The sequence below is a fragment of the Providencia rettgeri genome, assembly GCF_041075285.1.
Taxonomy (GTDB): Bacteria; Pseudomonadota; Gammaproteobacteria; order Enterobacterales; family Enterobacteriaceae; genus Providencia; species Providencia rettgeri_G.
Genome location: NZ_CP163512.1, coordinates 3,339,969 through 3,364,242, shown reverse-complemented (window position 1 = coordinate 3,364,242; position 24,274 = coordinate 3,339,969). Strand labels below are relative to the sequence as shown.

19 protein-coding genes, 3 tRNA genes, 3 rRNA genes and 1 pseudogene are annotated in these 24,274 nt (G+C 43.3%); 18 read left to right on the top strand and 8 right to left on the bottom strand.

Features of this window, described 5'->3' with window-relative positions; translation table 11 throughout:
• Positions 1 to 29 precede the first annotated feature (29 nt).
• A pseudogene (locus tag AB6N04_RS15350) lies at positions 30 to 349 on the top strand (alternative ribosome-rescue factor A).
• On the opposite strand, the gene mscL reads toward AB6N04_RS15350, so the two are convergent.
• The 5 genes from mscL to def form a co-directional block, all read right to left on the bottom strand.
• Positions 231 to 641: a large-conductance mechanosensitive channel protein MscL gene (mscL, locus tag AB6N04_RS15345; RefSeq protein ID WP_369309130.1), complete on the bottom strand. Its 411-nt coding sequence runs from the start codon at positions 639 to 641 to the stop codon at positions 231 to 233. The pseudogene AB6N04_RS15350 and the gene mscL overlap by 119 nt on opposite strands.
• Positions 642 to 751: 110 nt before the next feature.
• Positions 752 to 2,128 (bottom strand): Trk system potassium transporter TrkA, encoded by a 1,377-nt coding sequence (trkA, locus tag AB6N04_RS15340; RefSeq protein WP_369309129.1) that lies wholly within the window; start codon positions 2,126 to 2,128, stop codon positions 752 to 754.
• 33 nt (positions 2,129 to 2,161) lie between these two features.
• A complete protein-coding gene (gene rsmB / locus AB6N04_RS15335; protein ID WP_369309128.1) occupies positions 2,162 to 3,448 on the bottom strand; it encodes a 16S rRNA (cytosine(967)-C(5))-methyltransferase RsmB in 1,287 nt (428 codons plus the stop codon).
• A 67-nt stretch (positions 3,449 to 3,515) separates the two neighbouring features.
• Complete coding sequence (gene fmt, locus AB6N04_RS15330; protein ID WP_369309127.1) at positions 3,516 to 4,463, bottom strand: methionyl-tRNA formyltransferase; 948 nt, start codon at positions 4,461 to 4,463, stop codon at positions 3,516 to 3,518.
• Between the two features lie 28 nt (positions 4,464 to 4,491).
• Positions 4,492 to 5,013: a peptide deformylase gene (def, locus tag AB6N04_RS15325; RefSeq protein ID WP_369309126.1), complete on the bottom strand. Its 522-nt coding sequence runs from the start codon at positions 5,011 to 5,013 to the stop codon at positions 4,492 to 4,494.
• Between the two features lie 132 nt (positions 5,014 to 5,145).
• Here def and dprA point away from each other — a divergent pair, with 132 nt between their 5' ends.
• Genes dprA through AB6N04_RS15300 form a run of 5 tightly spaced genes read left to right on the top strand, consistent with a single transcriptional unit; the run spans position 5,146 to position 8,471 of the window.
• Positions 5,146 to 6,237 carry a DNA-processing protein DprA gene (dprA, locus tag AB6N04_RS15320; RefSeq protein WP_369309125.1) on the top strand — a complete coding sequence of 364 codons (1,092 nt, stop codon included), beginning with the start codon at positions 5,146 to 5,148 and terminating at the stop codon, positions 6,235 to 6,237.
• Positions 6,238 to 6,268: 31 nt separating this feature from the next.
• Positions 6,269 to 6,808 carry a topoisomerase DNA-binding C4 zinc finger domain-containing protein gene (locus AB6N04_RS15315; protein ID WP_369309124.1) on the top strand — a complete coding sequence of 180 codons (540 nt, stop codon included), beginning with the start codon at positions 6,269 to 6,271 and terminating at the stop codon, positions 6,806 to 6,808.
• An 11-nt stretch (positions 6,809 to 6,819) separates the two neighbouring features.
• The gene (gene tsaC / locus AB6N04_RS15310) at positions 6,820 to 7,389 is read left to right on the top strand and encodes an L-threonylcarbamoyladenylate synthase type 1 TsaC (RefSeq protein ID WP_369309123.1); all 570 of its coding nucleotides are present in this window, start codon (positions 6,820 to 6,822) and stop codon (positions 7,387 to 7,389) included.
• A 6-nt stretch (positions 7,390 to 7,395) separates the two neighbouring features.
• Positions 7,396 to 8,214 carry a shikimate dehydrogenase gene (aroE, locus tag AB6N04_RS15305; RefSeq protein ID WP_369309122.1) on the top strand — a complete coding sequence of 273 codons (819 nt, stop codon included), beginning with the start codon at positions 7,396 to 7,398 and terminating at the stop codon, positions 8,212 to 8,214.
• Positions 8,211 to 8,471, top strand: coding sequence for a DUF1488 domain-containing protein (locus tag AB6N04_RS15300; protein WP_369309121.1), 261 nt, complete (start codon positions 8,211 to 8,213; stop codon positions 8,469 to 8,471). Before aroE ends, AB6N04_RS15300 begins: the two co-directional genes overlap by 4 nt.
• On the opposite strand, the gene AB6N04_RS15295 is transcribed toward AB6N04_RS15300, so the two are convergent.
• Positions 8,447 to 8,992 (bottom strand): gamma carbonic anhydrase family protein, encoded by a 546-nt coding sequence (locus AB6N04_RS15295; RefSeq protein ID WP_369309120.1) that lies wholly within the window; start codon positions 8,990 to 8,992, stop codon positions 8,447 to 8,449. The genes AB6N04_RS15300 and AB6N04_RS15295 overlap by 25 nt on opposite strands.
• Positions 8,993 to 9,687: 695 nt before the next feature.
• Here AB6N04_RS15295 and AB6N04_RS15290 point away from each other — a divergent pair.
• The 6 genes from AB6N04_RS15290 to AB6N04_RS15265 all read left to right on the top strand — a co-directional run bounded on the left by AB6N04_RS15290 (position 9,688) and on the right by AB6N04_RS15265 (position 15,456).
• A 16S ribosomal RNA gene (locus AB6N04_RS15290) occupies positions 9,688 to 11,227 on the top strand.
• Between the two features lie 88 nt (positions 11,228 to 11,315).
• Positions 11,316 to 11,391, top strand: a tRNA-Glu gene (locus tag AB6N04_RS15285).
• 388 nt (positions 11,392 to 11,779) lie between these two features.
• Positions 11,780 to 14,979: ribosomal RNA gene (locus AB6N04_RS15280) — 23S ribosomal RNA — on the top strand.
• A gap of 139 nt (positions 14,980 to 15,118) precedes the next feature.
• Positions 15,119 to 15,234: ribosomal RNA gene (gene rrf / locus AB6N04_RS15275) — 5S ribosomal RNA — on the top strand.
• Together the 16S, 23S and 5S rRNA genes with 3 tRNA genes alongside form the textbook arrangement of a ribosomal RNA operon.
• A gap of 61 nt (positions 15,235 to 15,295) precedes the next feature.
• A tRNA-Asp gene (locus tag AB6N04_RS15270) sits at positions 15,296 to 15,372 on the top strand.
• Positions 15,373 to 15,380: 8 nt separating this feature from the next.
• A tRNA-Trp gene (locus tag AB6N04_RS15265) sits at positions 15,381 to 15,456 on the top strand.
• A gap of 433 nt (positions 15,457 to 15,889) precedes the next feature.
• Here AB6N04_RS15265 and hdfR read toward each other — a convergent pair.
• A complete protein-coding gene (hdfR, locus tag AB6N04_RS15260; RefSeq protein ID WP_369309119.1) occupies positions 15,890 to 16,735 on the bottom strand; it encodes an HTH-type transcriptional regulator HdfR in 846 nt (281 codons plus the stop codon).
• 112 nt (positions 16,736 to 16,847) lie between these two features.
• On the opposite strand from hdfR, the gene AB6N04_RS15255 reads away from it, so the two are divergent.
• On the top strand, positions 16,848 to 17,186 hold the full coding sequence (locus tag AB6N04_RS15255) for a DUF413 domain-containing protein (protein WP_369309118.1): 339 nt from the start codon (positions 16,848 to 16,850) through the stop codon (positions 17,184 to 17,186).
• Between the two features lie 75 nt (positions 17,187 to 17,261).
• Here the strand turns inward: AB6N04_RS15255 and AB6N04_RS15250 are convergent, their stop codons facing one another.
• Positions 17,262 to 18,788 (bottom strand): YifB family Mg chelatase-like AAA ATPase, encoded by a 1,527-nt coding sequence (locus AB6N04_RS15250; RefSeq protein ID WP_369309117.1) that lies wholly within the window; start codon positions 18,786 to 18,788, stop codon positions 17,262 to 17,264.
• A gap of 481 nt (positions 18,789 to 19,269) precedes the next feature.
• Between AB6N04_RS15250 and ilvL the strand changes: the two genes are divergently transcribed.
• From ilvL to ilvD, 5 genes are all read left to right on the top strand, one after another.
• On the top strand, positions 19,270 to 19,371 hold the full coding sequence (gene ilvL / locus AB6N04_RS15245) for an ilv operon leader peptide (protein WP_071524553.1): 102 nt from the start codon (positions 19,270 to 19,272) through the stop codon (positions 19,369 to 19,371).
• 133 nt (positions 19,372 to 19,504) lie between these two features.
• The gene (gene ilvG / locus AB6N04_RS15240; protein WP_369309116.1) at positions 19,505 to 21,151 is read left to right on the top strand and encodes an acetolactate synthase 2 catalytic subunit; all 1,647 of its coding nucleotides are present in this window, start codon (positions 19,505 to 19,507) and stop codon (positions 21,149 to 21,151) included.
• Positions 21,148 to 21,417 (top strand): acetolactate synthase 2 small subunit, encoded by a 270-nt coding sequence (gene ilvM / locus AB6N04_RS15235; RefSeq protein ID WP_369309115.1) that lies wholly within the window; start codon positions 21,148 to 21,150, stop codon positions 21,415 to 21,417. Before ilvG ends, ilvM begins: the two co-directional genes overlap by 4 nt.
• An 11-nt stretch (positions 21,418 to 21,428) precedes the next feature.
• Positions 21,429 to 22,355, top strand: a complete 927-nt coding sequence (locus tag AB6N04_RS15230) for a branched-chain amino acid transaminase (protein ID WP_369309114.1) — start codon at positions 21,429 to 21,431, stop codon at positions 22,353 to 22,355.
• A 67-nt stretch (positions 22,356 to 22,422) separates the two neighbouring features.
• On the top strand, positions 22,423 to 24,273 hold the full coding sequence (ilvD, locus tag AB6N04_RS15225; protein ID WP_369309113.1) for a dihydroxy-acid dehydratase: 1,851 nt from the start codon (positions 22,423 to 22,425) through the stop codon (positions 24,271 to 24,273).
• Position 24,274 lies beyond the last annotated feature (1 nt).

Genomic DNA, 24,274 nt, shown 5'->3' with positions numbered 1-24,274 from the left:
TATTAAGTGAAATATATAAAGGTAATATTATGAGTAAATATCAGCACAAACGTGGTGAAATTAAAGATAATGCGATTGAAGCGCTACTTCATGATCCATTATTTCGTCAAAGAGTTGAAAAAAATAAAAAAGGGAAAGGAAGTTATACAAGAAAAGGAAAAAATAATAAGGTCGGTAACTGGGAGGCCAGCGGTAATAAGTTTATTTACTTATTACCACTGGCCTTTTAGTTATTTTTTATTCTGTTCTTTTAATAAATCACGAATTTCTGATAATAAAACTTCTTCAGTTGATGGTGGTGTTGGTTCAGCTGGAGCCGCTTCTTTTTCACGACGAACTTTATTCATGACTTTAATCGCCATAAAAATGGCAAAAGCGACAATAAGAAAGTCAAATACAGTTTGTATAAACATTCCATAATTAAGTACGACAGCCGGCAAATCACCTTGTGCTTCTTTTAGTACGATACTGAATGACTTAAAGTCAACGCCACCAATAAGTAAGCCCAGAGGGGGCATGATGACATCAGCAACAAGAGAAGAGACAATTTTACCAAATGCAGCACCGATAATAATACCGACAGCCATATCCACTACGTTGCCTTTCATGGCAAATTCGCGAAAATCTTTTAAAAAACTCATCGACGACCCCTTAATAAGTAACCCAATTGAAACAAAATGTGTGTTAGGTTAACAAATTATAGACGTTAGAATTATTAAGCTGCAAATATTTACTATCTTTTTTTATTATTTTATAAAAAGAATGGACTCGGTTGGAATAATTTCTCCACGTCAGGAACATATTTTTTATCTGTAATAAACATAATGACATGGTCACCTTGTTCAATAATATTGTAATCGCTAGCAATAATAACTTCCTCTTCTCGAACTATTGCACCAATAATTGTTCCTGGAGGAAGTTTGATTTCCGATATTTTTTTACCAACTACTTTTGAGGTATTTTCATCGCCATGTGCAATGGCTTCAATGGCTTCAGCGACTCCTCTTCTTAAAGAAGATACACTGACAATATCGGCTTTTCTTACATGACTTAATAGCGCTGAAATTGTGGCTTGTTGTGGTGAAACGGCAATATCGATGACCCCGCCTTGAACAAGCTCAACGTAGGCAGAGCGTTGGATAAGCACCATCGCTTTTTTCGCGCCCATTTTTTTGGCTAGCATGGCAGACATGATGTTGGCTTCATCATCATTTGTGAGAGCGATAAATACATCCATCTGCTCAATATGTTCTTCAGTCAGCAGCTCTTGATCAGACGCATCACCATAAAACACTATAGTGTCATGTAATAATTGTGCTAATTCGGTCGCTCGTTGCTGGTTTCGTTCGATAAGTTTAACGCTATAATCTTTTTCTAAACGGCGAGCCAACCCAGCCCCGACGTTACCTCCCCCCACAATCATTAAGCGCTTGTAGGGTTTTTCAAGTCTTTGTAGTTCGCTCATAACGGCTCTGATATGTTGTGTTGAAGCAACAAAGAAGACTTCATCACCCGCTTCAATAACGGTTGAGCCTTGGGGGCGAATTGGGCGGTCTTGTCGAAATATTGCAACAACACGTGTATCAATATGTGGCATATGTTCACGTAAACTCGATAAAGCATTTCCGACAAGTGAACCGCCATAATAGGCTTTTACGGCAACAATGCTGACTTTACCTTCTGCAAAATTAACAACCTGTAGTGCACCGGGGTATTGAATAAGTTTGTAGATGTAATCAATGACTAATTGTTCAGGGGAGATCAAATAGTCAATAGGGATTTGTTCTGGAAGAAATAGCTTATCCGCCTCACGGATATATTCGGTGGCTCTAATACGTGCAATTTTATTTGGCGTATTAAATAGACTATATGCAATTTGACAAGCAACCATATTTGTTTCGTCAGAGTTTGTCACCGCGACTAACATATCAGCATCTTCGGCTCCTGCATCACGAAGCACCCGCGGATGTGAACCATGGCCATTGACGACTCGTAGATCGAATTGATCTTGTAGCTGACGCAGACGATCACCATCTGTATCAACTACTGTAATATCATTGTTCTCATCAACTAAATTTTCAGCAAGTGTGCCGCCTACTTGCCCAGCGCCTAGAATAATGATCTTCATTGCATATTCCTATATTAGGTAACTAACGACTTATTATTGTGCTTGTTTTATTAAACGTGCATAAAAGAAGCCATCACCGCCTTCGGCACTTGGCAATATTTGTAACCCTGCCTGAGTTCCATCATTTAGATGTGCATCAATATGCTTAGCAAGGAAATTCTGTATTTGCTGGCTGTTTTCTTCAGGCATTACAGAACATGTTGCATACAGTAAAGTACCACCTGTTTTTAGATAAGGCCAAATGGCTTCTAAGATTTTAGCCTGTAATTCTGCAAGTTCGTTTATATCAGACTCACGACGCAGCCATTTAATATCGGGATGACGACGGATAACGCCCGTCGCTGAACAAGGCGCATCAAGCAAGATGCGGTCAAACTGTTGTTCTTGAGCCCATTTTTCTGGCTGGGTACCATCTCCTTGCACAACGGTTGCATGTTGCTTGAGGCGATTTAAATTTTCCTTTACACGTTTAAGACGTGTCTCATCAATATCTACAGCCAAAACCTTTGCTTTTGGTGCGAGCTCTAAAATATGCGTTGTTTTGCCACCAGGGGCGGCACATAGATCTAAAATACTTTCCCCATTTTGTGGATCGAGCATTTCTGCACAGCCTTGAGCGGATACATCTTGTATTGTTGACCAACCGTCTTCGAAGCCTGGCAATTTTGACACTGCGGTTGGCTCGTTTAATCGGATCGCACTTGGATGAGTTGGGTGCAAGTGTGCGGTTATCTGCGCTTGTTCTAATAAGTTCAGGTATTGTTTGGTTGTATGATGTTGGGAATTGACTCTTAGCCACATCGGTGGTCGTTGATTATTGGCTTCGATAATAGTTTGCCATTCATTAGGGTAGGCAGTTTGTAACCGTTTGAGTAACCAACTTGGGTGTAAATATCGACTATTGTTATTAGCGATTCGTTCTTCTAATTGGACTTGTTGGCGTTGAAAAGAACGCAATACACCATTAATTAAACCTTTTAGCTGCGGGCGTTTGAGTGCGACTGCACCGTTTACCGTCTCTGCTAATGCGGCATGAGCGGGTATACGTGTATAAAGGAGCTGATAGATCCCCACCATAATCAGATAGTGCAGTGTTCTTTGTTTACCTGTAAGTGGTTTATCCATTAATTGGCTAATAAACCATTCGAGTTTAGGCAAATTGCGTAGTACGCCAAAGCATATTTCTTGTAATAGTGCTTTGTCTTTATCGTTGATATTGCGTTGTAGATCAGGCAAAACGGTACTTAATGACTGTCCATTATCAAGAACCTGATTAATTGCAGTGGCAGCAAGACTACGCAAATTGTATGTGTTTTTCATAAATAAAGATGGGTCTTTTAGTTACTGAAATAAAACTGCCTGATATTTCAGGCAGTTTACAGATTAATTAATCTAGAATTTGTTCTGGGGTAAACCATTCACGGCGAGAGTTTAGTATATCCTGTGAACTCATCGCTTTTTTGCCTGGTGGTTGTAAATGGGTAATATTTAATAGGCCATTTCCTGTGGCAATGCATATCCCATTTTTATCGGCTTTAACTATTGTTCCGGGTCGTTTACCCGATGAACCTTCTATCACTTCAGCTCGCCAAACTTTAATCATTTGTTCCTGAACCATAAAATAGCTCATCGGCCACGGATTAAATGCGCGAATACAACGTTCAATATGTGTGGCGTCTTGTTGCCAGTCAATACGCGCTTCTTCTTTAGAAAGTTTTTCTGCATAGTTGGCGAGAGTATCGTCTTGTTTTTCAGCAGTGCATTGACCAGAAGCCAACATATCAACGGTATGAATTAAAGCTTTGGGTCCTGTGATCGCGAGCTTCTCATACAGCGTCGCACTCGTGTCATCTGCTGTGATTGGGCATACTGCTTTATACAGCATATCACCGGTATCAAGCCCTGCATCCATTTGCATAATCGTCACGCCAGTTTCAGTGTCTCCCGCCCAAATTGAACGTTGGATCGGCGCAGCTCCACGCCAACGAGGCAATAAAGAACCATGTACATTCAGACAACCTAAGCGCGGAATATCTAAAACGGCTTGTGGTAAAATCAATCCATATGCGACGACGATCATGAGGTCAGCATTTCTATCTTTGAGCCATTGTTGATTTTCTGCATCTCTTAGGGAGATAGGCTGAAATACAGGAATATCATGCTGCTGAGCCAACACTTTTACAGGACTTGGCGTCAGTTTTTTCCCCCTACCAGCGGGTTTATCATGGCGAGTAAGAACGCCAACAATTTGGTGTTGGGTTTCAAGGAGAGCAGCTAAATGTTTGGCTGCAAAATCGGGTGTTCCCGCAAAGATAATTTTTAATGATTCTGACACGTTAATTTCCCTGTTTCTATTCACTCAGCTAACTATTTTTGGCTTCTTTCGCTCTTAGCCTATCTAGTTTTTCAACTTTTTGGCGGATACGCTGGCGTTTTAAAGGCGATAAGTAATCAACAAACAGTTTACCAACAAGGTGGTCCATTTCATGCTGAATACAAATAGCCAATAAGCCATCGGCTTCAAGCTCAAAAGGCTCGCCGTTATAATCTAATGCTCGAATTTTGACCTGTTCTGCTCGCGGAACAAACCCACGCTGCTCAGGGATAGAAAGGCAACCTTCTTCTATTCCTGTCTCACCTGATTTCTCTAATAATTCAGGATTAATAATCACTAAGCGTTGGTCACGCGTTTCAGAAACGTCAATAACGATGATCCGCTGGTGGATATCCACTTGTGTAGCAGCAAGCCCAATACCTTCTTCTTCGTACATGGTATCGAACATATCATCGACAATGCGTTGAATCTGCGCATCAACTTTTTCGACTGGCTTAGCAATTGTGCGTAAGCGTTCGTCTGGATAATGTAACACGTTTAAGACTGTCATAAATTTTTCGAGCAGTTTCCAAAATGTGAATGGGAATTAATGCCTATTCTAGACATTTATCCATCATATTGACAGTATTGGTTATGATTTGTTCACTGAAGAACGTATCCACTAATCAGTCAGGATGACGAAATGAATCCCCAAGAAATATGGCTAAGAATGTCTCAGGTCAGTCGATTATTACCCACTCATGCGGTAAAAATGATTAATGAGCTAAAACAGCTTAGTAAAATCAGTAACCGAGCTTTACAGCACTGTGGTTTAAATGAAATACAGAGATTACAATTCCTTAATGTACCGAAGTACCGATTAGAAAAAGTACAGCAATGGTTAATGGGTAAGGGCAATCAAATGATTACTTTTACTGACCCACTTTACCCATTTTTATTAAAGCAGATCCATCACCCGCCACTTTTGCTTTTTGTGGTAGGAAAAAAAGACGTTCTGATAACACAACAAATTGCCTTAGTGGGAAGTCGGCAAGCGAGTGAGTATGGGAGAAAGTGGACAGTTGAATTTGTCAGGCACTTTGTCCAATATGGTGCTTCAATTACTAGCGGGTTAGCGTTAGGAATCGATGGGATAAGCCATAAAGCGGTTTTGGATAACAATGGAGTGACTATTGCTGTTTTGGGAAGTGGCTTGGCAAATATTTACCCAAAGCAGCATTATGAACTCGCCGAACAAATAAAAGAAAAAGGGGCATTAGTCTCAGAATATTGGCCAGATACACCGCCATTACCAAAACAGTTTCCAAGGCGAAATCGAATTATTAGTGGGCTAAGTAAAGCGGTAGTGGTAATAGAGGCAGGCATGAAAAGTGGCTCTTTAATTACGGCGCGTTATGCTATTGAGCAAAATCGTGACCTTTTTACACTTCCTGCGCCGCTTGGTAATCCTGCATTTGGTGGTAACCATTGGTTATTGCAGCAGGGTGCCTATTTATTAGTAGATGCTGAGGATATTTTACAGCACTTAAGGGATGGGCTAAATTGGGTGCAATCTGAGCTTTCCATCGATTCACAACTAGACAATGGCACACTCCCCCAGCTTGGTTTAGCTGAAAATAAACTTTTCGATGTGGTGGGCTACCAAGTTACACCAGTGGATGTTATTGCAGCTCAAGTACAGATGCCGATTACTCAAGTTGTTTCGATTCTAACTGAGATGGAAATTAACGGTGTGATCCGTGCCTGTAGTGGTGGATATGTCAGACTAAGCTAATTAAGTGATTGATTAAAGGTAAGAGAAAAAAATGTCGAAATCATTGCCTTTTGATACAGATAAAAAGGAACATTGCCCAGAGTGCGATTCTCTGCTGGTGATCCGTAATAGCAGCCATGGGCCTTTTCTTGGATGCTCTAGTTACCCGCAATGTCACTATATGCGTCCATTGAGGGCGAGTATTGAAAGCCATATTGTCAAGGTGTTAGATGGGCAACTTTGTCCAAAGTGTGGGCATGATTTGGTATTAAAACAAGGTCGGTTTGGCATGTTCATTGGTTGCAGTCATTATCCAGAATGTGAGCATATTGAGCTTATAGATAAGCCGGATGAAACAAAAGCCCCTTGCCCACAATGCCAAAAAGGCAACTTACTTCAAAGAAAATCCCGTTTTGGGAAGACTTTTTATGCCTGTGATAACTATCCTAACTGTCAGTTTATTCTCAATAATAAACCTATCGTTGGTAAATGTGTATTTTGTGAATATCCATTATTGATGGAAAAAAGGGGGGGACAGGGAGTAAGATTATTTTGTGCCAGCAAACGCTGCGGTAAGCAACAAAAAGAATAATGAGTAAAACTATGTCAAATGAATCTACACCTGCAATTGAGAGTATTATTGTTTCGTTAAAACAAGAAAAAGTAATCGCCTATCCCACTGAAGCTGTTTTTGGTTTAGGTTGTGATCCTGATAGTGAGACGGCCGTTCATCAACTTTTAGATCTTAAACAGCGCCCTTGGGAAAAAGGGTTGATTCTTATTGCTGATAATTATGAGCAATTAAAAGGTTATATTGATGATGAACAATTAACGGAAGAACAAAAGCAAGCGATGTTTTCCACATGGCCCGGACCAGTAACGTGGGTGATCCCAGCTAAAGCGACAACACCTAAATGGCTAACGGGGCGGTTTGATACATTAGCTGTAAGAGTAACCGACCATGAACTTGTCAAAAAGCTTTGCCGTCATTATGGCAAACCATTAGTATCAACAAGCGCGAATCTAAGCGGGTTTGAGCCATGCAGAACGACTGAAGAAGTTATCGCTCAGTTTAATGACAGGGTGCCTGTTCTTGATGGCATTGTTGGTGGTCGCCAAAACCCATCCGAAATTAGGGATGCTAAGACAGGCGAATTGTATCGTAAAGGGTAAAAATTAATGGAAATGTTTGCAGTCTTTGGAAATCCTATTCAACACAGTAAATCACCGTTTATACATAGGATGTTTGCAGAACAAACGGGGATTGATCTTGAATATGAAAAAATTTTAGCGCCAATAGAAAGCTTTGAAGAAAGTTTGGCAGGTTTTTTTTCACAGGGTGGAAAAGGCGCAAACATCACATTGCCATTTAAAGAACGCGCTTTTCTAGCTGTTTCAGAATTGACGGAACGTGCCCAAACTTGTGGTGCGGTCAATACGGTAATGAAGCTTGATGATAACCGACTACTTGGCGACAATACTGATGGTATGGGGTTGCTGTTAGACTTACAGCGTTTAGAGTTTGTGCACCCAAATAGCAGGATACTCATCATCGGCGCTGGTGGAGCAACACGTGGAGCATTGCTGCCATTGTTAGAATTTGGTTGTGATATCACACTGACAAATAGAACATTCTCTAAAGTAGAAACTTTGGTTAACGAGTTCTCATCATTAGGAAGAATTCGCAAAAAAGCGATCGAGAAGATCGAATGTGCTGATTTTGATCTTATTATAAATGCGACATCATCAGGTGTTAGCGGAGAGATCCCTGCAATCAACCCAATTGTTTTTACGAAGGATGTCGCTTGTTATGACATGTTTTATCAAAGGACATTAACACCCTTTCTTGAATTTGCGACTCAACATCAAGCCATAAAAATTGCTGATGGACTAGGGATGTTAGTCGGGCAAGCAGCGTTCTCGTTTAAATTGTGGCATGGAGTCCTACCCGAAATTGCACCTGTTTTATCTGCCTTATATAAGGAATTAAAAGCGTGAATCAATTGATCCAATTTCCAGATAGGGAGGAATGGGACGAATTATCTAGAGTAGTGCGTTTTCCTGTGCTAATTAGCGGCTTGCTTTCAGAATGTACGATTTCGCAATCTCTTTTATTTCAACGATATGGAATGCAAGAAACGGCTTTAATGTTATTTCAACAAAATCGTTGGGATATAGAAGAAGAGTTTGAAGCCTTGATTACACAAGGCTTTGATGATGAAAATGGAATTTACGTATTATCAGAAGATAAATAATTATTTTTCCATTCGACATAATTATTGGCGGAATAACGTAAATGAGTCAGTTCAGCATCCGTTAGTTTTCGAATGGCTTTTGCTGGGCTACCCATATATAAGTAGCCAGATTCTAAGTGTTTACCTTGGGTAACTAAACTATTCGCACCAATCACTACATCATCTTCTATAACGGCACCATCGATCACGATTGAACCCATTCCAACTAATACTCTATTACCAATAGTGCAACCGTGAAGCATAACTTTGTGCCCAATAGTCACATCTTCACCAATAATTAATGGATTTCCTTCTGGGTTACTGGCGGACTTATGCGTTACGTGTAGCACGGAACCATCTTGAATATTTGTGCGTGCGCCAATAACAATATAGTTTACATCGCCACGTAAAACGGAGAGAGGCCAAATACTTACATCTTCAGCTAATCGTACATCACCAATAACAACGGAAGATGGGTCAATAAAGACTCGGGATCCGATTGAAGGGTAAATACCTAAGTAAGGTCGTAAAGGTTTATTCATCGCAGTAACCATAAAAATGAAAAATAGAGGACAATAAACAAATCATGAGCACGCTGTGATCTAATGTACTAAATAACGGCGTCAAAGTAAGAATTATAGGAGTGAAAACGTTCTTTTTATAATCATTATGAAGCTAAAAAAAGCAGAGTGGTGATTTTATCCCCAAATAGTGTTTTTTTTTAAAAAAAAGGTTGTGTAATTCTGACATCTCCCTATAATGCGCATCCGTTGTCACGGCAAACCGCTTCGGTGGCGAGGTTGGAAAAAGAAAACCTTAAGCCAAACTTAAAAAAGTAAGTGATAACAAGGTGTGAAGAAAGAAAAAGTTAAAAATAAACACTTGACTTTCTGAAAGAAAAACGTATTATACGTCACCTCGCGACAACGACCTTGAAGTCGAAAATCGAAAGATTCAGTCGCAACGCTCTTTAACAATTTATCAGACAATCTGTGTGGGCACTCACAGGACGCTATCAAAAAAATATTTGATTTTAAGTCTTGAAGAGTGACTAACACGTTAATTCATATATGAACTAACAATGTGACAATTCGATTATGGAAGGATAACGCGAAGGCGAGTGAGTATTTCCGAGACAGTACTTAAGTACGGCGAGGAAAACGCAACGAAGCCGACAAAGTTAGCCGAACATAAGCGGATTGGATTAACAGTTTAATTCTTTGAGCATCAAGCTTTTTAATTGAAGAGTTTGATCATGGCTCAGATTGAACGCTGGCGGCAGGCCTAACACATGCAAGTCGAGCGGTAACAGGGGAAGCTTGCTTCCCGCTGACGAGCGGCGGACGGGTGAGTAATGTATGGGGATCTGCCCGATAGAGGGGGATAACCACTGGAAACGGTGGCTAATACCGCATAATCTCTAAGGAGCAAAGCAGGGGAACTTCGGTCCTTGCGCTATCGGATGAACCCATATGGGATTAGCTAGTAGGTGAGGTAATGGCTCACCTAGGCGACGATCCCTAGCTGGTCTGAGAGGATGATCAGCCACACTGGGACTGAGACACGGCCCAGACTCCTACGGGAGGCAGCAGTGGGGAATATTGCACAATGGGCGCAAGCCTGATGCAGCCATGCCGCGTGTATGAAGAAGGCCCTAGGGTTGTAAAGTACTTTCAGTCGGGAGGAAGGCGTTGATGCTAATATCATCAACGATTGACGTTACCGACAGAAGAAGCACCGGCTAACTCCGTGCCAGCAGCCGCGGTAATACGGAGGGTGCAAGCGTTAATCGGAATTACTGGGCGTAAAGCGCACGCAGGCGGTTGATTAAGTTAGATGTGAAATCCCCGGGCTTAACCTGGGAATGGCATCTAAGACTGGTCAGCTAGAGTCTTGTAGAGGGGGGTAGAATTCCATGTGTAGCGGTGAAATGCGTAGAGATGTGGAGGAATACCGGTGGCGAAGGCGGCCCCCTGGACAAAGACTGACGCTCAGGTGCGAAAGCGTGGGGAGCAAACAGGATTAGATACCCTGGTAGTCCACGCTGTAAACGATGTCGATTTGGAGGTTGTTCCCTAGAGGAGTGGCTTCCGGAGCTAACGCGTTAAATCGACCGCCTGGGGAGTACGGCCGCAAGGTTAAAACTCAAATGAATTGACGGGGGCCCGCACAAGCGGTGGAGCATGTGGTTTAATTCGATGCAACGCGAAGAACCTTACCTACTCTTGACATCCAGAGAATTTAGCAGAGATGCTTTAGTGCCTTCGGGAACTCTGAGACAGGTGCTGCATGGCTGTCGTCAGCTCGTGTTGTGAAATGTTGGGTTAAGTCCCGCAACGAGCGCAACCCTTATCCTTTGTTGCCAGCGATACGGTCGGGAACTCAAAGGAGACTGCCGGTGATAAACCGGAGGAAGGTGGGGATGACGTCAAGTCATCATGGCCCTTACGAGTAGGGCTACACACGTGCTACAATGGCGTATACAAAGAGAAGCGACCTCGCGAGAGCAAGCGGAACTCATAAAGTACGTCGTAGTCCGGATTGGAGTCTGCAACTCGACTCCATGAAGTCGGAATCGCTAGTAATCGTAGATCAGAATGCTACGGTGAATACGTTCCCGGGCCTTGTACACACCGCCCGTCACACCATGGGAGTGGGTTGCAAAAGAAGTAGGTAGCTTAACCTTCGGGAGGGCGCTTACCACTTTGTGATTCATGACTGGGGTGAAGTCGTAACAAGGTAACCGTAGGGGAACCTGCGGTTGGATCACCTCCTTACCATTGAAGTGTACTTGTGAAGTGCTCACACAGATTGTCTGATGAAATAGAGAGTAAAGCCAATCTAAGATTGACTGAAGAACTTGTTGTCCCCTTCGTCTAGAGGCCTAGGACACCGCCCTTTCACGGCGGTAACAGGGGTTCGAATCCCCTAGGGGACGCCACTTCAGGATATCGAAAGGCTGCGCGTCAACATTTCTGTGTTGTGCGGTGCTCGCGATAGCTTTTACTCAATAATGATTAAGCCTATTACAGTATAGTAGGTTTAACAATTATGCTCTTTAACAATCTGGAACAAGCTGAAAATTGAAACAACGCACATCGTTTATCGCTTAAACGATGTGAGAGTCTCTCAAAAATCTCAACTCAAGATGTTCTTTGTCATGATGGCAAAACGTAATGAGCGAGCAGTCAGCGATTCAAGGCGGCCAGCGCACAGCAAGCGCAGCGTACATGAGTACGTGAGCATTGCGAGCACTGCCCAACATAGAATCGATGCACGCGCAGCCATTACCCGTCAGAATGACACGAAAAGACACCTTCGGGTTGTGAGGTTAAGCGACTAAGCGTACACGGTGGATGCCTAGGCAATCAGAGGCGATGAAGGACGTGCTAATCTGCGAAAAGCGTCGGCAAGGTGATATGAACCGTTATAACCGACGATATCCGAATGGGGAAACCCAGTGCAATTCGTTGCACTATCGTTTGATGAATCCATAGTCAAACGAGGCGAACCGAGGGAACTGAAACATCTCAGTACCTCGAGGAAAAGAAATCAACCGAGATTCCCCTAGTAGCGGCGAGCGAACGGGGAGCAGCCCAGAGTCTTAATCAGCATCAGCATCAGGAGAACGGTCTGGAAAGTCCGGCAGTAAAGGGTGATAGCCCCGTATCCGAAGGTGTTGGTGTTGTGAACTCGACGAGTAGGGCGGGACACGTGTTATCCTGTCTGAATATGGGGGGACCATCCTCCAAGGCTAAATACTCCTGATTGACCGATAGTGAACCAGTACCGTGAGGGAAAGGCGAAAAGAACCCCGGCGAGGGGAGTGAAATAGAACCTGAAACCGTGTACGTACAAGCAGTGGGAGCCCCATCACTCAAGTGCCTCGGCAATTGAGTGATGGCTTAAAACACCACCACAAGAGCAGCGCAGCATTGGCTAACAAGGTTGGTCGATTTTTTCAAGCCGCCGCGCAGTGGACATAGAAGTCCATGAGCAGCGGAAGTTAAAAAATCGGGCAAGATTGGACGGCAAGGCAAGCGGGACATTTGAGGATGGGGTGACTGCGTACCTTTTGTATAATGGGTCAGCGACTTATATTCTGTAGCAAGGTTAACCGAATAGGGGAGCCGTAGGGAAACCGAGTCTTAACTGGGCGAATGAGTTGCAGGGTATAGACCCGAAACCCGGTGATCTAGCCATGGGCAGGTTGAAGGTTGGGTAACACTAACTGGAGGACCGAACCGACTAATGTTGAAAAATTAGCGGATGACTTGTGGCTGGGGGTGAAAGGCCAATCAAACCGGGAGATAGCTGGTTCTCCCCGAAAGCTATTTAGGTAGCGCCTCGTGAACTCATCTTCGGGGGTAGAGCACTGTTTCGACTAGGGGGTCATCCCGACTTACCAACTCGATGCAAACTACGAATACCGAAGAATGTTATCACGGGAGACACACGGCGGGTGCTAACGTTCGTCGTGAAGAGGGAAACAACCCAGACCGCCAGCTAAGGTCCCAAAGTCATAGTTAAGTGGGAAACGAAGTGGGAAGGCTCAGACAGCCAGGATGTTGGCTTAGAAGCAGCCATCATTTAAAGAAAGCGTAATAGCTCACTGGTCGAGTCGGCCTGCGCGGAAGATGTAACGGGGCTAAACTATGCACCGAAGCTGCGGCAGCGAACGTATCACTTAAACTGATTAAGTGGTACTGCAATGTATCAAAACGATTGACGGAACGCAGTGACGTCAATGCGTTCATCAAAGTCGAGGCGGTAACGCACGGCAAGTCAGTTTAAGGATACGTTCGTTGGGTAGGGGAGCGTTCTGTAAGCCTGTGAAGGTGTACTGTGAGGTATGCTGGAGGTATCAGAAGTGCGAATGCTGACATAAGTAACGATAATGCGGGTGAAAAACCCGCACGCCGGAAGACCAAGGGTTCCTGTCCAACGTTAATCGGGGCAGGGTGAGTCGACCCCTAAGGCGAGGCAGAAATGCGTAGTCGATGGGAAACGGGTTAATATTCCCGTACTGGTGATAATTGCGATGGGGGGACGGAGAAGGCTAGGCTGGCCGGGCGACGGTTGTCCCGGTTTAAGGATGTAGGTGGGTGAATTAGGCAAATCCGGTTCACTATACACTGAGATCTGATGACGAGTCACTACGGTGGCGAAGTAGCTCATGCCCCGCTTCCAGGAAAAGCCTCTAAGCTCTAGATTATCATTAATCGTACCCCAAACCGACACAGGTGGTCAGGTAGAGAATACTCAGGCGCTTGAGAGAACTCGGGTGAAGGAACTAGGCAAAATGGTGCCGTAACTTCGGGAGAAGGCACGCTGGCATTAGGTGAAGTGATTTACTCATGGAGCTGAAGCCAGTCGCAGATACCAGCTGGCTGCAACTGTTTATTAAAAACACAGCACTGTGCAAACACGAAAGTGGACGTATACGGTGTGACGCCTGCCCGGTGCTGGAAGGTTAATTGATGGGGTTATCCGTAAGGAGAAGCTCTTGATCGAAGCCCCAGTAAACGGCGGCCGTAACTATAACGGTCCTAAGGTAGCGAAATTCCTTGTCGGGTAAGTTCCGACCTGCACGAATGGCGTAATGATGGCCAGGCTGTCTCCACCCGAGACTCAGTGAAATTGAACTCGCTGTGAAGATGCAGTGTACCCGCGGCAAGACGGAAAGACCCCGTGAACCTTTACTATAGCTTGACACTGAACATTGAGCCTTGATGTGTAGGATAGGTGGGAGGCTTAGAAGCGTGGACGCCAGTCTGCGTGGAGCCAACCTTGAAATACCACCCTTTAATGTTTGATGTTCTAACGTTGCCCCGTGATCCGGGGTGCGGACAGTGTCTGGTGGGTAGTTTGACTGGGGCGGTCTCCTCCCAAAGAGTAACGGAGGAGCACGAAGGTTGGCTAAGCATGGTCGGACATCATGCGGTTAGTGCAAAGGCATAAGCCAGCTTGACTGCGAGAGTGACGGCTCGAGCAGGTACGAAAGTAGGTCTTAGTGATCCGGTGGTTCTGAATGGAAGGGCCATCGCTCAACGGATAAAAGGTACTCCGGGGATAACAGGCTGATACCGCCCAAGAGTTCATATCGACGGCGGTGTTTGGCACCTCGATGTCGGCTCATCACATCCTGGGGCTGAAGTAGGTCCCAAGGGTACGGCTGTTCGCCGTTTAAAGTGGTACGCGAGCTGGGTTTAGAACGTCGTGAGACAGTTCGGTCCCTATCTGCCGTGGGCGTTGGAAGATTGAAAGGGGCTGCTCCTAGTACGAGAGGACCGGAGTGGACGCACCACTGGTGTTCGGGTTGTCATGCCAATGGCACTGCCCGGTAGCTAAGTGCGGAAAAGATAACCGCTGAAAGCATCTAAGCGGGAAACTTGCCTTGAGATGAGTCTTCCCTGACTCTTAGAGGGTCCTAAAGGAACGTTTAAGACTAAGACGTTGATAGGTTGGGTGTGTAAGCGTAGCGATACGTTGAGCTAACCAATACTAATGAACCGTGAGGCTTAACCTGACAACACCGAAGGTGTTTTAGAGAGAGTGTGTTGATTTTCAAGAGGGTGAGAAGCCGAAAGGTGAAGGACACAACAGCTTGTTCAAGATTGCACTTCTGGTTTAGTGAAAGATAACTAAACGGGAAGAGACAGAATTTGTCTGGCGGCAATAGCGCGGTGGTCCCACCTGACCCCATGCCGAACTCAGCAGTGAAACGCCGTAGCGCCGATGGTAGTGTGGGGTCTCCCCATGTGAGAGTAGGGAACTGCCAGACATTAAATTAAAGCCTTATTGTGAGATTTCATAATAAGCAGCCGAAAGGCGAAAGAATAAGTGGAGCGGTAGTTCAGTTGGTTAGAATACCTGCCTGTCACGCAGGGGGTCGCGGGTTCGAGTCCCGTCCGTTCCGCCACTTAATTTAGGGGCGTAGTTCAATTGGTAGAGCACCGGTCTCCAAAACCGGGTGTTGGGAGTTCGAGTCTCTCCGCCCCTGCCAGTTACCAATTAAGTAATAATAAAAGAAGTATCTATTGATAACCCGGTTATATTAATCGGGTTTTTCTTTATCTAGATTGTGATAATTTTCTTTGTTAAATTCTTCCTGTTACCTGTTTTCCCTCATTCAGTACTTTCTCTTTTGTATTCATCAAGCCTGTTAAAAACAATATTGACGTAATTTTTATTCCTGAATGTTTTTAGAACCTGTTTATCTTTCCTACTGATTTTTACAGCTAAAAGGATTCAGAAAATTAAATTGATAATGTGGGTATGATGAACATCAATTTGCGCTTATTTCTGGACAAAAATGCCTTTTAAGCTCTGTTTTACAGCTTTTTGACGTGCGTTTAACGGATTGAATATATCTTAGAAGAATCATCAATGCTGAAATGACCAGTAATAAACAGGATGAAATCGTTCACTCATCCTGTTTATTCTGCTAGTTGTAATGGTGCATTTTTTATTGGTGTTTTAATCAATTGATTAATAAGGGCCTGTTGATCATTTTTTTGTAGCCATACTGCATATAATGGCTTAGTTATGGATGTTTCTGACAGCGTTTTTAGCGCAGGATACTGATTTACCCAATGAGCAGGTAAAAATGCCGCTGAAAGTGATACAGGAAGTAATTGACGTGTAATATGGGCAGATGTTGTGATCATCACTGGCGTATCATCTTGAGTTAGTGCTGATTCATTTTTGGGATGAAAATCAGCTCCCCATTCTAGCTTTATGTAGTTGTAATTTGTCAGGGCGATATTTTTTTGTGAAGCCATGAGTTGAAGCTCGATAGCCCCAATGATGGTACTTTCGAATTCATCCATTTTGGGTGGTTCAGTGGCTATCAGTAAATCTAATTCTCTTGAGTGTAATTGTTTTACAAGTGATTGGCGGGTAGAAACACGGGCTTCTAATCGTAATTCATCATGTTGAGTATACAGCGCTTCTACCCAATCAGTGAGGTAGCCTTCCCACAATGAAGCCGTGGCACCAATTGAAAGTTCAGTATGCTGTGATGCATGAGAAATTTCTTTTTTGGCTTGTAGCCAAGTGTTCATTAAAGATTCGGCATAGGGTACTAATCGCTCACCCGCAGCAGTTAGTCGAATATTATTTCGGTGGCGAGTGAATAAGCTAGTCCCTAGTTGAGTCTCTAACTGCCTGATACGAAAGCTGACAGCAGATTGCGTTAAGTAGAGTGATTCTGCGGCTCTACCGAAGTGCCTAGTCTTGCTTACCTCTAAAAAAGTTCTCAATAACTCGCTGTCCACATACATCTCCAATTATTTTTGTCGTGATGATTTAAATGTTTTGTTTTACAGATTGTCAATGCTGTCTAATACTCCGCGCCATATAGAGTTTGACTGCAATAAGTTAGGAGTGTGTCAGATGGCAGAAAGCTTCATCACGACTAATCGTTTTTTTGATAACAAGCATTACCCACGTGGTTTTTCTCGTCATGGTGATTTCACCATTAAAGAGGCTCAGTTACTTGAGCGCCTTGGTCAAGCTTTTAATGAGCTTGATACTGGTAAACGCACAGCACAAACTGATGAGGAGAAACTCTTCGTTGCTGTTTGCCGCGGTGAGCGTGAACCTGTTACCCCGGAAGAAAAAGTTTGGGTAAAATACTCTAGTCGTATTAATCGTCCAAAACGCTTCCATACGTTGTCTGGTGGTAAACCACAGATAGATCCATCGGAAGACTACACTGATACAGATGACTAATATTACCATCGTATAAGATAAGGGACTTCGGTCCCTTTATTTTGTACGATAAATAATATGTTATTTCTCCTCCGCTCAGCTTACTTGTTTTTGCAAATGAAGCAATAACTTATCCATTGCTCGATACCCAAGCGCTTCTAATAAATGCTCTCGCTCAATATTTGAGCATTCATTAAGATCTGCAATAGTCCGAGAAACCTTTAAGATTTTATGCCAAGCCCGGATGGAAAGACCTAACTTGTTTAGTGCATCCTCTAAGAATAAAGCGTCTTTGGTTTTTAGAGAACAAAATTGTGTTATTTCTTTCGATGTTAGTAAGTTATTTATTTTCCCCGCTCGCTCTAGCTGTTTATTTCTTGCATGAATAACACGCAGTTGTATTTGTTCGCTAGTTTCTCCTTGGTTAGTGGGATTGCTGAGTGAACCTATGGGCAACAAAGGTATTTCAATGGAAAGGTCAAAGCGATCTAAGAATGGACCTGATATGCGGGAAAGGTAGCGCAAAATACATACTGGTGAGGAACGGCTCATTGCTCCTTGATAGTGCCCGGTAGGGCTTGGATTTAGTGCGGCAACAAGTTGAAAGTTCGCAGGATAACAGACTTTTGCTTTCGCTCTAGAGATACTGATTTCTCTTGATTCAAGAGGTTCTCTTAATGAATCTAAGACGGCACGACTAAACTCAGGTAATTCATCTAGAAATAGAATTCCATGATGTGCGAGTGAAATTTCTCCGGGCTTAGGTAGCGAACCACCACCAATGAGAGCTGCCACTGATGCGCTATGATGAGGGGCTCTAAATGGCCTTGTTGGCCAATCTATGGCATTTTGAGTCGTTTGGCTTAAACTATGTAGCGAAGCGACTTCTAGCGCTTCCTGAGGCGTAAGAACGGGTAATAATGTAATAAGTCGGCTAGCGAGCATTGTCTTTCCCGTTCCAGGAGGACCTAAAAGGAGTAAGTGATGTCCCCCAGCTGCACAAATTTCGAGTGCTCGCTTACCTTGCTCTTGCCCTATAATATCATTGATATTATTTCCATTTTTAGTACATGGTCGTGGTTGTTTTATCTGGCAATTAAACGCAAGTTTATTATTTCCATGAAAATAATGACAAAGTTCGAGTAGAGAGTTTACGAACTGAACACTGTTATCAGGCAACAGATTCAATTGATGCTGATTTTTTGTTGAAATAATTAATATTCGTTGCTGTTTTAATGCAGCTAGTGCCGCCGGAATAGCGCTGTTGACGTAGCGTATATCACCAGAAAGCGCGAGTTCGCCTAAAAACTCATGCTTGTTTAAAATATCATGTGATATCTGACCTGATGAGGCGAGTATAGCGATTGCAATTGCAAGGTCGTAACGACCACTTTCCTTGGGTAAATCCGCAGGTGCTAAATTTACCGTAATTTTTTTTGCGGGATATTCGAACCCACTGTTTAGTAGTGCACTTCTGACCCTATCTCTCGATTCTTTGACTGCCGTTTCGGGTAAACCGACTAATGTTAGGCCTGGAAGCCCATTACTAATATGTGCTTCAACAGTGACAAGAGGTGCCTCCATGCCTATTGAAGCTCTAGTATAAACAATCGCTAGTGCCATAAAACCTCCGATACAATTATCAGAGTAATATTCTGTTAAAAACAAGCTGACTTTTAAGACTAAAAAATAGTATTTGCGAAGCGGCTCGATAATTTATTTGTTTAGTTACTTATCTATTCCATTTTCTTGGGAAGCGCATTAAGAAGCTGATATTTCTAGGTTTAAGGTCTTTTTGAAAAGGATATATTTTGACAGTCTCTTGGATAATGTTAAGAAAAAGTAATCAATTAGGTTAGGTGATATCAACCCATTTCCATTGATGGAGAATGGGGGATGTAGCTGATTATCCTGCTGAGTTTGTGGGTAATCACTGGTTTTTCGTTTATTTGTTAGCATATTATTTTGAATTTATTTTAATGCTTTGATTTTATTGAAGATAAATATTTTGATAATAAATAAACGAAATAAAAGTTGTCAAAGCTATTTTAAAATGATAACTCTTTAATAAGGACAACAAATAAAGTTAAAAAAAGTAAAACTCATGAACGCATTTATCCAAGCAGTTAGCCTAATTATTATTAGCGTGGTGGTGATTATTATCCCACCGTGCGGGGCTGCACTTGGACGACGAAGGCTAAAATAACAGCCAGATCTTACGAGAACCCCGCACCGAAAGGCGCGGGGTTTTTTTTGACGTGAATATTTGTTAATGCCCTGATAGTAAATAAAACATAATAAATACAAATGGATAGAGCATAGGCGGACAGGAGAAAAGCATGAACGGAGCACAATGGTTAGTTCAAGCGTTACGAACTCAGGGGGTTGATACTGTTTTTGGTTACCCCGGTGGGGCAATTATGCCAGTTTACGATGCATTATATGATGGTGGTGTGGAGCATTTATTGTGCAGACACGAGCAAGGCGCAGTCATTGCGGCAATTGGTTATGCGCGCTCAACAGGTAAAACAGGGGTTTGTATCGCTACGTCAGGACCTGGTGCAACAAACGTAATCACTGGATTAGCGGATGCACTGTTAGACTCGGTTCCTGTTGTTGCTATAACAGGGCAAGTGGCTTCTGAGTTTATTGGAACGGATGCTTTTCAGGAAATTGATGTGTTAGGACTCTCTTTAGCCTGCACAAAACATAGCTTTTTAGTTGAGTCGATAGAGGATTTACCTCGTGTCCTTGCTGAAGCTTTCGCAATCGCAAATAGTGGACGTCCTGGGCCTGTACTGATTGATATTCCGAAAGATATTCAGCTGCAACACGCAGAGCTTTCACCTTTTTTAATGCCTGTAGAACAAGAAATGCCATCTCCTGAAGTTGAAATACAGCAAGCGAGAGCATTGCTAGAGCAATCAGAAAAACCCATGTTGTACATCGGTGGCGGTGTCGGGATGTCAGGTGCAGTTTCTGAGTTACGCGAGTTTATTGCCTACACGGGATTACCTTCTGTTTCAACGTTAAAAGGGTTAGGTGCTGTCGATCCAGCGGATGAAAATTATTTGGGAATGCTAGGAATGCACGGTACGAAAGCCGCTAATATTTCGGTACAACGCTGTGATTTACTGATTGCAGTTGGTGCTCGTTTTGATGATCGTGTTACAGGGAAATTAAATACCTTTGCGCCAAATGCCAAAGTGATCCATATCGATATTGACCATGTTGAGCTAGATAAATTACGCCAAACTCATGTGGCCTTGCACGGTGATGCAAAAGCGTTATTACCTAAATTAATACTGAAAAAGACAATTACACCTTGGCAAGCGGAAGTTCAGCAGTTGAAAAAAGAGTTTGGGTGGCGTTATGACCATCCTGGGGAGCCTATTTATGCACCACTCTTATTGAAACAACTGTCGGATAAAATGAAGCCAAACACTGTTGTTACGACAGATGTAGGGCAGCACCAAATGTGGGCAGCACAACACATTACTGTGGATGCTCCTGAAAATTTTTTAACATCAAGTGGATTAGGCACGATGGGATTTGGTATCCCAGCAGCAATTGGCGCACAAGTTGCTAGGCCGGAAGATACCGTTGTTTGTGTCTCTGGTGATGGTTCATTCATGATGAATGTTCAAGAGTTAGGCACTATAAAACGTAAACAATTGCCTGTAAAAATTCTTTTATTGGATAACCAGCGTTTAGGTATGGTGCGTCAGTGGCAAGAATTGTTTTTTGAACAACGGTACAGCGAAACGATATTAACAGATAATCCAGATTTCGTTGCGTTAGCGAGTGCTTTTGGTATTAAAGGGAAGCGTATTACTGATAAATCTGAAGTAAATGCCGCATTAGATGAATTATTGAATAGCGAGGGTGCCTACTTACTGCAGGTATCAATTAATGAATTAGAAAACGTCTGGCCATTGGTTCCACCAGGGGCAAGTAATGAAAAAATGATGGAGAAACCATTATGATGCAACATCAACTCTCGATATTGGCCCGTTTCCGTCCTGAGGTTTTAGAGCGTATATTAAGGGTCACTCGCCACCGTGGATTTCAGATAAATGCCATGAATATGGGGCAATCAATAGATGGCGGTAATGTTAATATTGAACTGACTGTAAGTAGTCAGAGGCCGTTAACTCAGCTTTGTGCTCAGTTAACCAAGCTTTCCGACATTACAGAAGTTGAAGTGCTACAACAAGAATCACGACTATTACGCACACAAAGTGCAATGTAAGGAAGATAAAAATGACTAAGAAAGCTGACTTTATTTGGTTTAACGGTGAAATGACGCCATGGGCTGATGCAAAGGTTCATGTAATGTCTCATGCTCTGCATTATGGAACATCAGTATTTGAAGGCGTCCGTTGCTATGATTCTCACAAAGGACCTGTGGTTTTTCGTCACCGTGAGCATATGCAACGTTTGCACGATTCTGCAAAAATTTACCGTATGCCTGTCAGCTATAGCGTGGAAGAATTAATGGAAGCTTGCCGTGCGACTTTACGTAAAAACAACTTAGTCAGCGCATATATTCGCCCACTAATCTTTATCGGTGATGTTGGCATGGGAGTTAACCCGCCGAATGGTTATAACACTGATGTGATTTTAGCCGCTTTCCCTTGGGGGGCGTATTTAGGTGAAGAAGCCTTAGATCAGGGAATTGATGCGATGGTTTCCTCGTGGAACCGTGTTGCACCAAACACTATTCCTACGGGGGCAAAAGCAGGCGGTAACTACCTATCTTCTCTATTAGTTGGTAGCGAAGCACGCCGCCATGGTTATCAAGAAGGTATTGCTTTAGATGTTCACGGCTATCTTTCAGAAGGTGCTGGGGAAAATATTTTTGAAGTGAAAGATGGGATTTTATATACACCTCCTTTCACATCATCAGCATTACCGGGCATTACTCGTGATGCGATTTTAACGTTGGCCAAAGATCTGGGTATTGAAGTCCGTGAGCAAACACTATCACGGGAGTCCCTCTATCTTGCTGATGAAGTATTTATGACAGGTACTGCGGCAGAGATCACCCCAGTACGCAGTGTTGATGGTATTCAAGTTGGTATTGGTCGTTGTGGTCCAGTGACTAAGCAAATTCAACAAGCATTCTTTGGTTTATTTAATGGCACAACGGAAGACAAATGGGGCTGGTTAGATCCAGTAAACCCTTAATAATTAAATTAAAATAGATGTTACAGGCGGACGTTCCCCGCCTGTTTTAAACACGGGAGTTAAAGATATGCCTAAGTACCGTTCAGCAACAACAACTCATGGTCGTAATATGGCGGGGGCACGTGCATTGTGGCGAGCGACCGGGATGACCGATGCTGATTTTGGAAAACCCATTATTGCAGTTGTTAACTCATTCACTCAGTTTGTTCCTGGTCATGTGCATTTACGCGATCTTGGAAAACTGGTTGCAGAGCAAATTGAAAATGCAGGTGGTGTAGCGAAAGAGTTTAATACAATTGCAGTTGATGATGGGATTGCCATGGGGCATGGCGGAATGCTGTATTCCTTACCTTCCCGTGAATTAATTGCCGATTCTGTCGAATATATGGTTAATGCGCACTGTGCAGATGCCATGGTGTGTATTTCTAACTGTGACAAAATCACCCCAGGAATGTTAATGGCGTCGTTACGTCTTAATATTCCTGTTATTTTTGTTTCTGGTGGTCCGATGGAAGCAGGTAAAACCAAGCTTTCAGACCAAATTATTAAATTGGATTTAGTCGATGCGATGATCCAAGGGGCGAATCCAAATGTGAGCGATGCGGATAGTGAACAAATTGAGCGTTCCGCTTGCCCAACTTGTGGGTCGTGTTCAGGTATGTTTACTGCAAACTCCATGAACTGCTTAACCGAAGCACTAGGTTTATCTCAGCCAGGTAATGGTTCGTTATTAGCCACTCACGCAGATCGTGAAACCTTGTTTATCAATGCGGGTAAACGCATTGTTGAGTTAACAAAGCGCTATTATGAAAAAGACGATGAAAGCGCGCTACCTCGCAATATTGCCAATAAAGCGGCATTTGAAAATGCTATGACGCTTGATATTGCTATGGGGGGCTCTACAAATACGGTTCTCCATTTGCTGGCTGCAGCACAAGAAGCCGATGTTGATTTTACGATGGAAGATATCGACCGTTTGTCTCGCAAAGTGCCTCACTTATGCAAAGTGGCACCAAGTACACAGAAATACCATATGGAAGATGTTCACCGTGCGGGTGGTGTGATTGGTATTTTAGGTGAACTGAGCCGAGCTGGTTTATTGCAAGAAAATGTCACTAATATTTTAGGTCTCACTCTCCAAGAAACATTGGCGCAATATGATGTTATGTTGACGAAAGATGAGGGTGTGAAATCCATGTTTTCCGCAGGACCTGCGGGCATCCGCACCACGAAAGCATTTTCACAAAATTGCCGTTGGCCTTCACTGGATACTGATCGTGAAAATGGCTGTATTCGTAATATTGAAAATGCTTATAGTTTGGACGGGGGTCTGGCGGTACTTTTTGGAAATATTGCAGAAGATGGCTGTATCGTCAAAACAGCAGGGGTTGATGAGGGCAGCTTAACTTTCCGTGGCCCTGCAAAAGTATTTGAAAGCCAAGATGAAGCCGTTGAATCAATCTTAGGTGGAAAAGTCGTGGAAGGTGATGTAGTTGTGATCCGCTATGAAGGGCCAAAAGGTGGGCCGGGAATGCAGGAAATGCTATACCCAACGTCCTACCTAAAATCGATGGGCCTCGGCAAAAGTTGCGCACTTATTACTGATGGCCGTTTCTCGGGCGGTAGCTCAGGCTTGTCAATTGGCCATATTTCGCCAGAAGCGGCAAGTGGCGGTTTATTAGCGCTGGTTCAAGATGGCGACATGATTGATATCAATATTCCCAAAAGAACCATGGTATTGGATGTCAGTGAAAGTGAACTTAATCAACGCCGCGAAGCTGAATTAGCACGTGGTGATAAAGCTTTCACACCACGTGATCGCCAGCGCGACGTCTCTTTTGCTTTGCGTGCCTATGCTTCCTTAGCAACCAGTGCAGACAAAGGCGCTGTACGCGATAAGTCTAAATTAGGGGGATGAT

What these genes read in the sequence shown, in the direction of transcription:
- mscL (WP_369309130.1), bottom strand. Translation starts at nt 641, where the DNA reads ATGAGTTTTTTAAAAGATTTTCGCGAATTTGCCATGAAAGGCAACGTA.
- trkA (WP_369309129.1), bottom strand. Translation starts at nt 2,128, where the DNA reads ATGAAGATCATTATTCTAGGCGCTGGGCAAGTAGGCGGCACACTTGCT.
- rsmB (WP_369309128.1), bottom strand. Translation starts at nt 3,448, where the DNA reads ATGAAAAACACATACAATTTGCGTAGTCTTGCTGCCACTGCAATTAAT.
- def (WP_369309126.1), bottom strand. Translation starts at nt 5,013, where the DNA reads ATGACAGTCTTAAACGTGTTACATTATCCAGACGAACGCTTACGCACA.
- dprA (WP_369309125.1), top strand. Translation starts at nt 5,146, where the DNA reads ATGAATCCCCAAGAAATATGGCTAAGAATGTCTCAGGTCAGTCGATTA.
- AB6N04_RS15315 (WP_369309124.1), top strand. Translation starts at nt 6,269, where the DNA reads ATGTCGAAATCATTGCCTTTTGATACAGATAAAAAGGAACATTGCCCA.
- tsaC (WP_369309123.1), top strand. Translation starts at nt 6,820, where the DNA reads ATGTCAAATGAATCTACACCTGCAATTGAGAGTATTATTGTTTCGTTA.
- aroE (WP_369309122.1), top strand. Translation starts at nt 7,396, where the DNA reads ATGGAAATGTTTGCAGTCTTTGGAAATCCTATTCAACACAGTAAATCA.
- AB6N04_RS15295 (WP_369309120.1), bottom strand. Translation starts at nt 8,992, where the DNA reads ATGAATAAACCTTTACGACCTTACTTAGGTATTTACCCTTCAATCGGA.
- hdfR (WP_369309119.1), bottom strand. Translation starts at nt 16,735, where the DNA reads ATGTATGTGGACAGCGAGTTATTGAGAACTTTTTTAGAGGTAAGCAAG.
- AB6N04_RS15255 (WP_369309118.1), top strand. Translation starts at nt 16,848, where the DNA reads ATGGCAGAAAGCTTCATCACGACTAATCGTTTTTTTGATAACAAGCAT.
- AB6N04_RS15250 (WP_369309117.1), bottom strand. Translation starts at nt 18,788, where the DNA reads ATGGCACTAGCGATTGTTTATACTAGAGCTTCAATAGGCATGGAGGCA.
- ilvL (WP_071524553.1), top strand. Translation starts at nt 19,270, where the DNA reads ATGAACGCATTTATCCAAGCAGTTAGCCTAATTATTATTAGCGTGGTG.
- ilvG (WP_369309116.1), top strand. Translation starts at nt 19,505, where the DNA reads ATGAACGGAGCACAATGGTTAGTTCAAGCGTTACGAACTCAGGGGGTT.
- ilvM (WP_369309115.1), top strand. Translation starts at nt 21,148, where the DNA reads ATGATGCAACATCAACTCTCGATATTGGCCCGTTTCCGTCCTGAGGTT.
- AB6N04_RS15230 (WP_369309114.1), top strand. Translation starts at nt 21,429, where the DNA reads ATGACTAAGAAAGCTGACTTTATTTGGTTTAACGGTGAAATGACGCCA.
- ilvD (WP_369309113.1), top strand. Translation starts at nt 22,423, where the DNA reads ATGCCTAAGTACCGTTCAGCAACAACAACTCATGGTCGTAATATGGCG.